Source organism: Marivita lacus (genome assembly GCF_014637725.1).
In the GTDB taxonomy this organism is placed as follows: Bacteria; Pseudomonadota; Alphaproteobacteria; order Rhodobacterales; family Rhodobacteraceae; genus Marivita; species Marivita lacus.
In genome coordinates, this window is record NZ_BMFC01000005.1 from 180203 (window position 1) to 193988 (window position 13786).

The following is a 13786-nucleotide window of genomic DNA, read 5'->3' on the forward strand; positions in this document are numbered from 1 at the left end:
GGAACATGCCTTTTCTGGATGTGGGCTCACTCTCCCAAAAATGCGCGCATGTGGAAAGCGGATTGTGCCTCTCGTCGGCCGAACCGAGCCGATACCGGACAGGCGCGGCGTACAAGGCATCCATTGCGACAGGATGCACCCTCGGGAGATCGAATATGCGCGATACAGGCCGGAACGTCATAGTCCTTGCCCGGTGCAAGCGCCCCGACCGGGCAGGCGGTTTCGCAGGGGCGTGTCTCACAGCTTGGGCAGAGGCTCTGAGCGGGAGAGGGCAGATCAAGCTGCTGGGGCAGGGCCAGTGCCGCACGGAAGCTGATGAACAGACCCGCCTCGCTGTGGACGAGCAACCCGACAGGCGAAGACCAGCTTGCCCCGCTGCGATCCGCCCATCGCAGGAATGGCGCATAGGGCGGGCCGTCATAGGGAAAGATCGCCTTGGCGTTCAGCGGCGATGCTACAGTCGCCGCCACGCGCTTCGACCAACGATCCAAGGGATGCCTTTGACCGTCCCGGTATTCCTGCGACGCGGTGAACACGTCCCAGAAACGTGGCTCATCCGGTCCAAGCAGAACCAGCGTGCCTGTTCCTTCAGGCGCGCCATCCTCCGGATCTGGATGAAAAGCGCCGCGCAGCGCCAGACCCACAGAGCGGGCAGAGCGGTCCAGATCGGCGAGGGTCACCGTGCGGGACGGATCAGCGAACCGGCCCCATGTTCGGTGAACAGTTCGAGCAGACAGGCGTTCGGGACGCGACCATCTAGGATGACCACCGCGCGCACACCGTCCTCGATCGCCTTGAGCGCGGTTTCCGTCTTGGGGATCATGCCACCGGCAATCGTTCCATCCTCGATCATCGCGACCACCTCTTCGGGGGTCATCGCGGTCACCACATTGCCGTTTGCGTCCTTGACGCCGCTGACATCCGTCAACAGCAACAGGCGGTCGGCTTTCAGCGCACCTGCAATCGCGCCCGCAGCGGTGTCGCCGTTGACGTTGAATGTCTCGTTGGGTTGCATGCCAGTTGCCACGGGGGCCACCACCGGGATGATTCCCGCCTTGAACAGATCGCGCAAAACCTGCGGATTCATCTCGACCGGGCGACCGACAAATCCCAGTTCGGGATCATCCGCCTCGCAGACCATGAGGTCGTCATCCTTGCCCGAAAGGCCAACAGCGCGGCCGCCCTCATCCATGATCGCCTGCACGATGCGTTTGTTCACAAGCCCGGTCAGCACCATTTCGACCACTTCGACAGTGGCCTTGTCCGTCACCCGCTTGCCGCGCACGAATTCAGACTTGATGCCCAGCCTGGTGAGCATGTCGTTGATCATCGGACCCCCGCCATGCACAACAATCGGGTTGATCCCGACCTGACGCATCAGGACGATATCGCGCGCGAACTCTGCCATCGCGTCTTCGTCACCCATCGCGTTGCCGCCGAATTTGACCACGACGATGGACCCGGCATAGCGCTGCATGAAGGGCAGGGCTTCGGAGAGTGTGCGTGCGGTGGCGATCCAGTCGTGATTCATGTCTCGGGATTTCATATCGGTTTTGATCCTTGCCAGAACAGGCCTGACGCGACTGTGTGCGACATGGCTTGGCCAGAGACAAGCCGTTTCGCGTGACAGCGTCTAGCCGATTCCGGCGATGATGCTGCGCAGATTGGCGATGCCTTCGCCCTTTTCGCTGCTGGTCAGTACAAGTTCGGGATAGGCTGCGGGGTGTTTCGCGAGCTTTTCGCGGACCTGCGTCAACAAGGCGTCATATTGTATCGGCTTGATCTTGTCGGCCTTGGTCAACACCACCTGAAACGTCACCGCGCTCTTGTCGAGCAGGGTCATGATCTCTTCATCGACGGGCTTGATCCCGTGGCGGCTGTCCACCAGCACAAAGGCGCGGCGCAGGCTGGCACGCCCCGACAGGTACTGCTTGAGCAGCGCCTGCCATTTCTCGACAACCGCGACCGGCGCATTGGCAAAGCCATAGCCCGGCAGGTCGACGAGATAGCGTTCATCGCCAAGCGTGAAATAGTTGATTTCCTGCGTGCGTCCCGGTGTGTTCGACGCCCGTGCCAGCGCCTTGCGCCCTGTGACCGCGTTGATGAGCGACGACTTCCCGACATTCGACCGACCGGCAAAGCAGACCTCGATCCGGTCATCGGCGGGCAGGCCGGACATGGCCACGACACCCTTGAGGAAATCGACCTCACCTGCGAACAGCTTGCGACCGACTTCGCGGCTGATGTCGTCGGGGTCTTCGGCCAAGGGGAAAGGAAGCTTCATCTCAGACATGGGCCACCTCGTCGCCAGTTTGTATCACGCCGCCATGGATCACCTCGGCCCGGACCGAGAAATCCTGATGGCCCCAACTGTCCAGGGCGCCAAGCACATCCGCATCGCGCTTGCCGGTGTCGGGATTGCTATGGGTCGATTTGCAACGATCCGTGCGCTCGCGCACCTGCAGGATCGTGTCACCGATCCGCAGCTTGCGGTCGTCCCAATCGAATTCTTCCCAAGGGGCCAGGCCGTCGATCCAGATGTTCCCGCGCCACCGCAGATGTGACAGGGGCTTTCCGACCCGCTGCTCGACCGCCCGATGGGACGCGAGGTTGCACAGCGTGATGCTGGGAAAATCGCTGTCGGTAAAGGCCTGTGCCTTCGCCTTGACGAGCCGTGCCGGTTTGAGCGTATCGTCCGGGAGAAATGCCGTCACCCATTCCAGAAAGGCGGTGCTGTCGCCATCGGGGGTGAAGGTCAGGTCGGTCGTGTCGGGATGACACAGGGTGATCTGGCCGGTGGGTTCATCGAAATGCGCACGGATGGCCATCAGGCTGGGCAGCTTTGCCACTCGGCAGAAATTCCCGCAACTGACCCAACTGTTGCCATCCGCATCCGATCTCTCGTGCGCCACCGCCCAGAGCCGGTCGAACGGGATCGTGCCACCGGCCTCGACCGTCACCGAGTCCAGCTTTTCCCGACCATGGCTCTTGATCGGGTGCCGCCAGATTTCGGTGACTGTGGCCGTCATTTCTCGCCCGTTTTGGGGTTGCGCTTGATGCCGGATTTGATGTTGCCGAACACGTCCGGCTTGTACCCTTGCGAGCGCATGATGAGATACTGTTGGGTGAAGGTGATGGTGTTGTTGGCGATCCAGTAGACAACCAGGCCGCTGGCAAACCCGCCCAGCATGAACATGAAGACCCACGGCATCCAGGCAAAGATCATCGCCTGAGTCGCGTCGGTGGGTGCCGGGTTCAGTTTCTGCTGCATCCACATCGACACGCCCAGCAAAAGCGGCAGGATGCCGATGAACACAAGCGCCAGCAGCGATCCGGGTTCAGGTGCCGCCCAGGGCAGCAGCCCGTAGACGTTGAAGATAGAGGTGGGGTCAGGTGCCGAAAGATCCTGGAACGGGCCGAGCCATGGCGCGTGACGCAGTTCCAGCGTGACAAAGATCACCTTGTACAGCGAGAAGAAGATCGGGATCTGAAGCAGGATGGGCAAACAGCCGGAGGCCGGGTTCACCTTTTCCTTCTTGTACATCTCCATCATTTCCTGCTGGAGCTTCTGACGATCGTCGCCCGCCCGCTCCTTGATCTTTTCCATCTCCGGCTGAAGCTCTTTCATCTTCGCCATCGAGACATAGGATTTGTAGGCCAGCGGGAAAAGCACGGCCTTGATGATGAGCGTCAGACCGATGATGGCCCAACCCATGTTGCCGATCAGCAGGTTGAGGTGATGCAGCAGCCAGAAGATCGGCTTGGTCAGGAAAAAGAACCAGCCCCAGTCAATCGCGTCGATGAACCGGTCCACGCCTTCTTCCTGGTAGTCGCGGATGGTTTCCCATTCCTTGGCACCGGCAAAGAGCTGTGTGGTGACCTCGCGGGTCTGACCGGGTTCGATTGTGACCGTGGGTTGAACGGCTTCGGTCTGGTAGATGTTGCTGGCATCGCTATATTTGGCGACCTGCCGGAACGGGGTGCCGGCCTCGGGGATGAGGGTTGTCATCCAGTAATGGTCGGTAAACCCGATCCAGCCGCTCTCGGTGACCTGGGTGACCTCGGCGCGGGCGCCTTCGGTGGGCACGACGGCAAAGTCGGTCATATCGCTGTAGTCGATTTCGGCCAGTGTGCCGTCGGCCATGGCGACCACGCCTTCATGCAGGATGAAGAAGTTCTTGAGATCGGTGGGTTCGCCGTGCCGCGCGATCAGGCCGTAAGGGGCCATCGTCATCGCGGTATCGCTAGCGTTCTCGACCGACTGGGTGACGGTGAACATGAAGTCTTCGTCGATTTCGATCGTGCGGCGGAACACGGTGCCGTTCGGGTTTTCCCAACGCAGCGTGACCGGGCTGTTCTGGGACAGTGTTTCGCCGGACTCGACAGTCCAGTTGGTGCTCGCGCTTGGCACATCATCCAGCGTCAGTCCACCGCCCGGTGCCCAGCCGAACAGCGCGTAATAGGGGCTTTGCGACCCGACGGAGTTCAGCAGGTGCACGATATCGGCATCCTGCTCGAGCTCCACGCGGTAATTCTTGAGCGACAGATCGTCGATGCGGCCACCAACCAACGAGATGGATCCAATGACGCGGTCGGTTTCGATGGGCACACGCGGCGCATCTTCGACAGCGGCCGGTCCGGTCTGATCGACCACTGCCGTGCTGCCCGGTGCTGTATCTGGGGTGGTGGCGATTGTCGGCGTCGTGCCGTCGCTGGCCGCAGGCACCGCTGTGTCCGGATTGACCGTCGGTTCCGGAGGCGGGAACAAGACAAACCATACCAGAATGACCGCAAAGCTGAGCGCTGTCGCGATAAGAAGGTTCTTGTTCTGATCGTCCATAGGGGGCCGCCGCCTGTGGTTTTTGGGATTGTCGCTGCGTTCAACAGGCACTGTGCCTGAAGGTCAAGCGGATTCACAGGAAAGACCGGGCCGGTGCGGCAATTGTTCAGCCTTCTGTGATGCAGTTGGACACTGCGATCTGCGCCCTATTTCACGCGTCGCAACTGCAACCCGGACGGGTTGTCCTGCAGACCCTGCCGCTCGGTCAGCCAAAGTGTCGTATCCGTTGCAGAGGCCGGAGGCGCGAACAGAAATCCTTGGGCGAAGCTGCAGCCCTGGTCGCGCAAGACGCCATGTTCCTCGATGGTTTCGACCCCGGTGGCGAGCGCGGGCAGACCAAGGCGTTCGCTGACCGCAAGGATCGCATGCAGGGCGCGCATTCTGTCCTCGGACGCGGCGACCCCGTGCACAAGGCTCTTGTCCAGCTTCAGCCGCGTGACCGGCACCTGCTGTACCGCGATGACGCTGCATCCCCCGGTGCCGAACCCTTCAAGATCAATGCCGCATCCGATACCCGCGATGGCACCGATGTTACGGCGGATCACGTCATCCGTGCCGGGCGCGATCACATGTTCGGGAATGTCGAACACCACCCTGTGTGCTGGCAGCCCGCAGCGATCAAGGTCACCGGCGATCCGGTTTGACAGATCAGGGTCCCGCAGGTCTTCGTCGGACAGGTTGATGCTGACCGTTCCGACATCCAACCCCGCATCGTCCCACGCCTGCAGGGCAGTGACTGCCTGCAGGAACATGGTGCGACCAAGGCGCGCCATCTGCTGCCTTTCACGCATGGCCTGCAGGAACTCGGCCGCTGTCAGCAGTCCACGCGTCGGATGGTCCCAGCGTGCAAACGCTTCCATACCTGTAACGGCACCCGACCTCGCATTGACCTGCGGCTGGTAGAACGCCTGGATGCACCCGGTGTCCAGCGCCGTCACGATGTCATGTTGCAAGGCATGGCGCGACTGGTGCTTGCGGGAGAGCCTGTCAGACCAGAGGCGCGTGGCGCTTGTGCCGGTCAGCACCGCGTCTTCCAATGCTTCGGAGGCAGAGCCAAGCCATGTTTCCGCTGTCACGTTGCGCCCAAAATTCAGCGAAGACGCAATGCCAATGCAGGTGGTCAGCGTCTGGGTCGTTCCCGCGATCGACAGCGGGGTTTCCGCCGAGTCCCGCAACCGTTTTCCCAGGTCCAGCAGGTTGTCGAGCCGCAGTCGGAAGCCCGGAGCGATCAGGACGGTGAACCGCGTATCGCCGGCATCGAACACGTAGTCGGACCCGCGCAGCGAAGTCCGAAGTCGTGACGCGATCAGGTCGCGCGCCTCCTGCGCGCTGTCGGGCCCAAAATGATGCTCGATCTGGTCCAAGTCGGGCAGGGCAATCTGAAAACAAGCCGTGGTCTGACCGTTGTGTCGCGCGATTTCCAGAAAATCCTGCGCCACCCTGTCAAGAGATGGCCCACGCAAATGATCAAGCTCGAGTGGGCCGGACCAGCGCCCGAACCCGCCAACGACGGCATAGACCAGCGGTGTGCCCAGGGCGCAGAGCACCAGAAGCACCTCGCCCCCACCCCAATAGGCCGCAAGGCACATGGCGGGAAGGAAGGCGAGCATCTGCGGGCCGGACAGGCCTTTGACCAGCAAATGCCGGAGGTCGGAAAGATCCAAGAGACGTCGCATCGCTGTCTTGCCCCAAACTCTGTTCAGGGAAGGATCAGGCCGTTTGGGTAACCGAAGGCTTAATGCAGCTTGGGAATATCCGACGAATTGTCCGCATCTTCACCCGGACCGGTGGACAGGCCTTTGAAATCGAACAGCGCGCTGTCGAGCAAATGCGACGGGCGCGCGTTTGTCAGGGCGCGAAAGATCACCTGACGCCGACCGGGGCTGTTCTTTTCCCAGCCGTCCAGTATGGCTTTGACCTGCTGGCGTTGCAGCCCGTCCTGGCTGCCGCACAGGTCGCAGGGAATGATCGGATACTTCATCGCCTGGGCGAATTTCTCGCAATCGGCTTCGGCCACATGCGCCAGCGGACGATAGACGAACAGATCGCCCTCTTCATTGACCAGTTTCGGGGGCATCGTCGCAAGACGGCCACCATGAAACAAATTCATGAAAAACGTCTCGAGGATATCGTCGCGGTGATGGCCCAAGACCACGGCCTCGCAGCCTTCTTCGCGGGCGATGCGGTACAGGTTGCCGCGTCGCAACCGCGAACAGAGCGCGCAAAACGTCCGCCCCTGTGGAACCTTGTCGACCACGATGGAATAGGTGTCCTGATACTCGATCCGGTGCGGAACCCCCATCTTTTCAAGGAACTCGGGTAGCACCGTCGCGGGAAAGCCGGGTTGTCCCTGATCGAGGTTGCAGGCCAGCAGATCGACGGGCAGCAGGCCGCGCCATTTCAATTCGTGAAGTACCGCAAGCAGCGTGTAGCTGTCCTTGCCGCCCGACAGGCAGACCAGCCATTTCGGTGTCTTCCCGGTGTCGCGTGCGATCATGCCATAGTGCTCGATCGCCTCGCGGACGTTCTGCACGATGCGTTTGCGCAGCTTCTTGAACTCGGTGCTTTTGGGGGCACCGTAGAACAGCGGGTGGATATCATCGGCATCATCAAGCATGAGCGGGATGTACGGCGGATCGGGGGTTACGGCAAGCTTCAGCTTTCATGTTTGCGCTTGGCCCGCAAGGTCGGGTCGGCCTGCGTCGGATCTTCGGGCCAGGGGTGTTTCGGATAGGCCGCACGCATGTCCTTGCGCACATCCGCATAGGACCCCGCCCAGAAACCCGGCAAATCAAGCGTCGTCTGCACAGGTCGCTGCGCCGGGGACAAAAGGGTCACCCGCAACGGTGTCTTGCCGACGCAGGGATGTGTCTTCTGGCCGAACAATTCCTGCAATCGCAGCGAAATCTCGGGATGTTCGCCCGAATAGTCGATCGGGATCTCGCGCCCGAGCGGCGTGGTGAACCTGCCGGGAACACGCAGGTCCAACTCCTGCATCTGCGACCAGTCCAGCATGGCGCGCAGTGCGGGCAGCAGGTCGAAGCGCCGCCAGTCCTCTGCGCTGCGCACACCGGCCAGATGCGGCAGGAGCCAGTCTTCAAGACGCTCGATCAAGGCGGTTTCGGACATGTCCGGCACGTCCATCCCGGCATCGCGTCCAAGGGCCACGCGGGCGACAAAGCGGCGTGCAGCGTTGCTCATGGCTGCCGACAGACCAACGTCGCGCACTCCGTCCAGCATCGCCAACGCGACAAGATCGGCGCTGGCGTCTTTCCAGACGCGATCGTCCAGCGCGATGGCGCCGAGCTTTTCCTGCTGGCGTGCGGTCACGCGGCGGTCGCGTTTGGACCACTTGCAAACATCGACCCACGTGATCTGATCTGCAAAGAGCGCACACACTGCGCCTTCAGTGATCTGGATCGCCTGCCGGATGCGCGCCTCGCGGGGGTTGCCGTCCAGATCGGTCGCCACGATCAGGCGCGCACCGGCCAAGGCATCTCCGGGATCCATCACGGCCCCCTTGCCGCCCGAAAGCTGGTAACGGGGGGCATCGCCCTTGCGCCGCAACCCGATCCGGTCGGGATAGGCAAGGGCTGCCATCTCCGCCGGGCCAAGGTCTGCGGAACCGAAGGCGCTGGTCGTGCCATTTGGCGAGACGCGTTCCAGGCGCTTGGCCTCGACACGGATACGCTCCAAGGCACCGCGATTGACCGTTGCGCGCCGCTCTTCGGCAAATCGCTTAGGGTTGCGCAGAGCCTCCAACCGAAGAACGAGATCGACACCGCCGCCCTGCACCGGGTCACGTTCGGCCATCAGCGCAGCCAGCGGCGCGCCCTTTGGTCCGGCGATACCGACCATATGCGCCAATCGCGGATGCAGCGGCAGGGCGGAGAGCAGACGACCATGTCCGGTGATCCGGTTATGAATGTCCAGCGCACCGAGCATGCGCAAAAGCGCTTGCGCCTCGGCATAGGCACCCTCGGGGGGGGGCGTGAGAAACGGCAGGTCGCCGGGTTGCGCGCCCCACAGCGCCAGCTCCAAAGCCAGACCCGCAAGGTCTGCCGCCTCGATCTCGGCTGGCGGGAAGGCGGCGAGTGCGCCGTCCTCTCCCTTGGTCCAAAGCCGATAGGCCACACCCGGCGCGACCCGCCCGGCGCGGCCCGCACGCTGGGTAGCCTCTGCCTTGGTGACTTTCTCGGTCACCAGCCGCGACATGCCCGAACCGGTATCGAACCGCGACCGGCGCGCAAGACCGCCATCGACGACGACGCGAATATCCTCGATGGTGAGCGAGGTTTCTGCAATGGACGTCGCCAGAACAACCTTGCGCCCGGTGGTTTCGGGGCGAATGGCTTCTTGCTGCGCGGCAAAGGGCATCGCCCCGAACAAGGGCCGGACGTGGCAATCCTTTGGCATCCGCCCGTCAAGCAGGGCTTGAACGCGGCGGATTTCTCCCTCGCCGGGCAGAAAGGCCAGAAGTCCGCCCGACGTCTCGTGCAGGGCAGTCTGGATCAAATCCGCCATCGCCGTTTCGAACCGCAGCGTCTTGGGGACAGGCTTGTCGAGCCAGCGGGCCTCGACCGGAAAGCTACGGCCTTCCGACGTGACGATGGGCGCGTCCATCAAGCGCGCGACCGGTTCGGCGTCCAGCGTTGCGGACATGGCCAGCAGGATCAGGTCATCCCGCAACGCGCCAGTGATTTCGAGGCACAGCGCCAGTCCCAGATCGGCATTCAGCGAGCGTTCGTGGAATTCGTCGAAGATCACCGCCCCGATGCCGGAAAGTTCCGGGTCCGACTGGATCATCCGCGTCAGGATACCTTCGGTGACGACCTCGATCCGGGTTCGCCCAGACACCTTGGCTTCGCCGCGCACCCGGTAGCCCACGGTTTGTCCCGCCGCTTCGCCCAATGTCTCGGCCATGCGCTCGGCGGCGGCGCGCGCGGCAAGCCGCCGGGGTTCCAGCATGACGATCCGCTGCACCGTCAGCCCGGCATCCAGCATCGCCAGCGGCACACGGGTCGTCTTGCCTGCACCGGGGGGCGCCTGCAGAACGGCACGGCCCCTGTCGCGCAGATGCGCCACGAGTTCGGGCAGGACATGGTCGATGGGAAGCCGGGTCAGGGTCATGGCGTCTTCTATGCCGGAGCCCTGTCCCGCCGCAAGCGACGGTCAGGAGGTCGTGTCAGGCGTCGCCCTCGGGATCGAGACAAGCTGATCCGTCGGACAGGCGCGGAATTCCTCGACTGCGGGTGCTGCGCCGTCCAGCGAAACCGCGACCTCGAGATCGCCCAATACGGCCACGGCGCGCTGGTTGAAATTCAGCCCGTTCAGGACATTGCCGAACCCCCGGTCCCGCACCGTGAGCGTTCTTGTATCCTCGGGTTCGATCATGTGGGCCGAGGTGGAAATGGTCAGTCCGCGCGGCCCTTCGAACCGCATGGTGAAGAGCCCCGCCTCGGGCCAGCCGCCTTCGCGGGACAGGTGGATGGCGTAATCCCCGTCGACCGGATCGTAGGTGACCATGACCGCCATGTCCGTGCCCTGATGGAACAGCGTGCAGATCGGCACGGGGGTGAATTCCCAGGCCATTGCGGAGGCGGGTGCAATCAGAAAAGAGAGGGCAAAGGCTACACTGCGCATGGCGTAAACGTAGCGTAACGCGGCCGTTTCGCCAGTCCTGATATCAAGTGCCGCACAGGGGCTGATTTTTCGGATCGCGTGCATATGTACGCCATGTATCTTGGTAAGGAGACCGCCTGATGAAATGCCCAATCGACGGAACTGCGCTTGTGATCGCTGAACGCTCCGGCGTCGAGATCGACTATTGCCCGCAATGCCGAGGCGTCTGGCTCGACCGCGGGGAATTGGACAAGATCATCGAGCGCAGCGCGAGCTTCACACCGCCGCCTCCGCCCCCGTCTGAACAAACCCGCCCGGACCGTGGCTACGACGATACCCGTCATCAGGATCCGCGCTACCAGCAGGACGCGGGTTACGGTCGCAAGAAGAAACGCGGCGGGTTCCTTGAAGACCTGTTCGACTTCTGATCCAGGGTCGCGTAGATCGGCGGTATCGTCCACCCTTTGGAGGCCGCCATGCGCGTCTGGATTGCTGTTGCGAGTTTGCTGGTTCTGAGTGCCTGCGGCGTGCCCTTCGTGCCGTTCATCTGATCACGAAAGACCGCGGACTGGTTGGCCACAATTTGGCCAACCTTCTACCTCTTGGGGCTACTTATTGCCGCAGGGCAGCAAGCCGTGCCTTCATCCAGGCAATCTCGACCTCTTGGGCGGCGATGATCTCTTCGGCGAGCTTGCGGGTCTCGGCATCGGCCCCATGCTCCAGCACAACCCGCGCCATCGCGACCGCCCCTTCGTGATGCGGGATCATGCCAAGAAGGAAATCCACATCCGCATCGCCGGTGAAGGTGATCGCCATGTCCCGGTGCATTGCATCATTGACGGCGATGTAGGCTTGAGTCGACGCAGCCAGATCCGGATCAGCGGCCATGCCGTGTCCCGAATGGTCGCCGTGCCCGGATTGCGCCAAGGCAAGACCGGGAGTGAGGCAGAAAGCGACCAGCGCCGCGCGGACCGGAAACATCATGAAAAGTACCTTTGATTGATGATTTGACATGCCAAATACCGCCCTCCCGTCACAGGAAGGCAAGCGGTTTTCGCGGCTCTCAAGACACGAAATGGTGAGCAACTCTGGTCAGATACGTACATATCCGACCGTGCATCCGCCTTACTTTTTCCGTCGCTTTACATTCCCGCCGCGCTGCCCCGGGCGACCTGCCGTGGATCGTCCCGATGACCTGACCGCCGCATCGGAGGCCGCCTCGACCGCCGACTGACGTGCCAGAGGGTCGTTGGAAATCGCAAGATCGACCGCTTCCAGACGTTTGACTTCGTCGCGCAGCCGGGCCGCCTCTTCGAACTCGAGGTTCTCGGCTGCCTTGCGCATGTCGGTGCGCAGCCCGTCCAGCACCGCCTTGAGGTTCGCCCCGGCAAGCGGCTTGTCCACCTTTGCGGTCACGCGGCTCATGTCCACGTCGCCCTTGTAAAGCCCTTGCAGGATGTCATCGACGTTCTTCTTGATCGTCGCGGGCGTAATGCCGTGTTCCTCGTTATAGGCGACCTGCCTGGCGCGACGGCGGTCTGTTTCGGCCAGCGCGCGTTCCATCGACCCGGTGATCCGGTCGGCATACATGATCACGCGCCCTTCGGAGTTTCGCGCGGCCCGGCCAATGGTTTGGATCAACGACGTCTCCGATCGCAGAAAGCCTTCCTTGTCGGCGTCCAGGATGGCCACCAACCCGCATTCGGGGATGTCCAGACCTTCGCGCAGCAGGTTGATCCCGATCAGCACGTCAAACGCCCCAAGCCGCAGATCGCGCAGGATCTCGATCCGTTCGATCGTGTCGATGTCGCTGTGCATGTAGCGCACGCGGATGCCCTGTTCGTGCATGTACTCGGTCAGATCCTCGGCCATCCGCTTGGTCAGCGTGGTGACCAGCGTGCGAAAGCCATCGGCGGCCACCTTGCGCACCTCGTCAAGCAGGTCATCGACCTGCATCTCGACCGGCCGGATCTCGACCATCGGGTCCAGCAGCCCGGTGGGGCGGATCACCTGTTCGGTAAAGACGCCGCCGGTCTGTTCGATTTCCCACTTGGCCGGCGTCGCAGAGACAAACACCGATTGAGGGCGCATCGCGTCCCATTCCTCGAACTTCAGGGGTCGGTTGTCCATGCAGGAGGGCAGGCGGAACCCGTGTTCGGCCAGCGTCATCTTGCGCCGGAAGTCGCCTTTATACATGCCGCCGATCTGCGGGACGCTGACATGGCTTTCATCGGCGAAGACAATCGCGTTGTCGGGGATGAATTCGAACAGGGTGGGGGGCGGTTCGCCCGGTGCGCGGCCTGTGAGGTAGCGCGAATAGTTCTCGATCCCGTTGCAGACGCCGGTTGCCTCGAGCATTTCCAGATCGAAATTCGTGCGCTGTTCCAGACGCTGCGCCTCGAGCAGCTTGCCTTCGTTCACCAGTTGATCCAGCCGCGTGCGCAGCTCTTTCTTGATGCCGATGACCGCCTGCTGCATCGTCGGTTTCGGCGTCACATAGTGGCTGTTGGCATAGATACGGATGCGCTCGAACCCGTCGGTCTTTTCTCCGGTCAGCGGGTCGAACTCTGTGATGCTTTCCAATTCATCGCCAAAGAACGACAGCTTCCACGCGCGATCCTCGAGGTGAGCCGGGAAAATCTCGACGCTGTCGCCCCGCACTCGGAAGGATCCCCGTTGGAACGCCTGATCATTGCGGCGGTATTGCTGCGCCACCAGATCGGCCATCACCGCGCGCTGGTCATAGCTTTTGCCGACATGCAGATCCTGCGTCATCGCCCCATAGGTTTCGACCGACCCGATCCCGTAGATGCACGACACGGAGGCCACGATGATAACGTCATCCCGCTCCAGCAGCGCACGGGTGGCCGAGTGGCGCATCCGGTCGATCTGTTCGTTGATCTGGGATTCCTTCTCGATATAGGTATCAGAGCGCGCAACATAGGCTTCGGGCTGGTAGTAGTCGTAGTAGCTGACGAAATATTCCACCGCGTTGTCGGGAAAGAAGCCCTTGAACTCACCGTACAGCTGCGCCGCCAATGTCTTGTTCGGGGCAAGAATGATCGCCGGACGCTGGGTTTCCTCGATCACCTTGGCCATGGTGAAGGTCTTGCCCGTACCCGTCGCGCCCAGCAGAACCTGATCGCGTTCACCGCCCAGTACACCCGCGGTCAATTCACGGATCGCCTTGGGCTGATCGCCCGCAGGTTCAAATTCCGTGTTCACGCGGAACCGGATGCCGCCTTCCAGCTTTTCGCGGGCGCGGACATCCGGGGCAGGCGCATGAAGAATCTGGGTATCGGGCATGGGTCACCTGATGGAATC

12 protein-coding genes are annotated in these 13786 nt (G+C 62.2%); 1 reads left to right on the forward strand and 11 read right to left on the reverse strand.

Features of this window, described 5'->3' with window-relative positions:
• Positions 1-26: 26 nt before the first annotated feature.
• The 9 genes from IEV82_RS12305 to IEV82_RS12345 all read right to left on the reverse strand — a co-directional run bounded on the left by IEV82_RS12305 (position 27) and on the right by IEV82_RS12345 (position 10483).
• On the reverse strand, positions 27-680 hold the full coding sequence (locus IEV82_RS12305) for a ferredoxin (RefSeq protein WP_188482322.1): 654 nt from the start codon (positions 678-680) through the stop codon (positions 27-29).
• Positions 677-1531: an acetylglutamate kinase gene (gene argB / locus IEV82_RS12310; RefSeq protein WP_373285214.1), complete on the reverse strand. Its 855-nt coding sequence runs from the start codon at positions 1529-1531 to the stop codon at positions 677-679. The genes IEV82_RS12305 and argB overlap by 4 nt, the downstream gene beginning before the upstream one ends.
• Positions 1532-1633: 102 nt before the next feature.
• Positions 1634-2284: a ribosome biogenesis GTP-binding protein YihA/YsxC gene (gene yihA / locus IEV82_RS12315; protein ID WP_188482377.1), complete on the reverse strand. Its 651-nt coding sequence runs from the start codon at positions 2282-2284 to the stop codon at positions 1634-1636.
• 1 nt (position 2285) lies between these two features.
• On the reverse strand, positions 2286-3029 hold the full coding sequence (locus tag IEV82_RS12320; protein ID WP_188482324.1) for an MOSC domain-containing protein: 744 nt from the start codon (positions 3027-3029) through the stop codon (positions 2286-2288).
• Positions 3026-4840: a membrane protein insertase YidC gene (gene yidC / locus IEV82_RS12325; RefSeq protein ID WP_188482325.1), complete on the reverse strand. Its 1815-nt coding sequence runs from the start codon at positions 4838-4840 to the stop codon at positions 3026-3028. The genes IEV82_RS12320 and yidC overlap by 4 nt, the downstream gene beginning before the upstream one ends.
• A 146-nt stretch (positions 4841-4986) precedes the next feature.
• Complete coding sequence (locus IEV82_RS12330) at positions 4987-6504, reverse strand: GGDEF domain-containing phosphodiesterase (RefSeq protein ID WP_188482326.1); 1518 nt, start codon at positions 6502-6504, stop codon at positions 4987-4989.
• A 71-nt stretch (positions 6505-6575) separates the two neighbouring features.
• Positions 6576-7457, reverse strand: a complete 882-nt coding sequence (ttcA, locus tag IEV82_RS12335; RefSeq protein ID WP_188482327.1) for a tRNA 2-thiocytidine(32) synthetase TtcA — start codon at positions 7455-7457, stop codon at positions 6576-6578.
• Positions 7458-7495: 38 nt separating this feature from the next.
• Positions 7496-9970, reverse strand: coding sequence for an ATP-dependent helicase HrpB (gene hrpB / locus IEV82_RS12340; RefSeq protein WP_188482328.1), 2475 nt, complete (start codon positions 9968-9970; stop codon positions 7496-7498).
• A 42-nt stretch (positions 9971-10012) separates the two neighbouring features.
• Positions 10013-10483, reverse strand: a complete 471-nt coding sequence (locus tag IEV82_RS12345; protein WP_229747775.1) for an excinuclease ABC subunit B — start codon at positions 10481-10483, stop codon at positions 10013-10015.
• 119 nt (positions 10484-10602) lie between these two features.
• Between IEV82_RS12345 and IEV82_RS12350 the strand changes: the two genes are divergently transcribed.
• Positions 10603-10890, forward strand: coding sequence for a TFIIB-type zinc ribbon-containing protein (locus IEV82_RS12350; RefSeq protein ID WP_188482329.1), 288 nt, complete (start codon positions 10603-10605; stop codon positions 10888-10890).
• A 184-nt stretch (positions 10891-11074) separates the two neighbouring features.
• Here IEV82_RS12350 and copM read toward each other — a convergent pair whose 3' ends face one another.
• Both copM and uvrB read right to left on the reverse strand, forming a co-directional pair.
• A complete protein-coding gene (gene copM, locus IEV82_RS12355) occupies positions 11075-11446 on the reverse strand; it encodes a CopM family metallochaperone (RefSeq protein ID WP_229747776.1) in 372 nt (123 codons plus the stop codon).
• Positions 11447-11587: 141 nt separating this feature from the next.
• Positions 11588-13768, reverse strand: coding sequence for an excinuclease ABC subunit UvrB (gene uvrB / locus IEV82_RS12360; protein WP_188482330.1), 2181 nt, complete (start codon positions 13766-13768; stop codon positions 11588-11590).
• Positions 13769-13786: the final 18 nt, after the last annotated feature.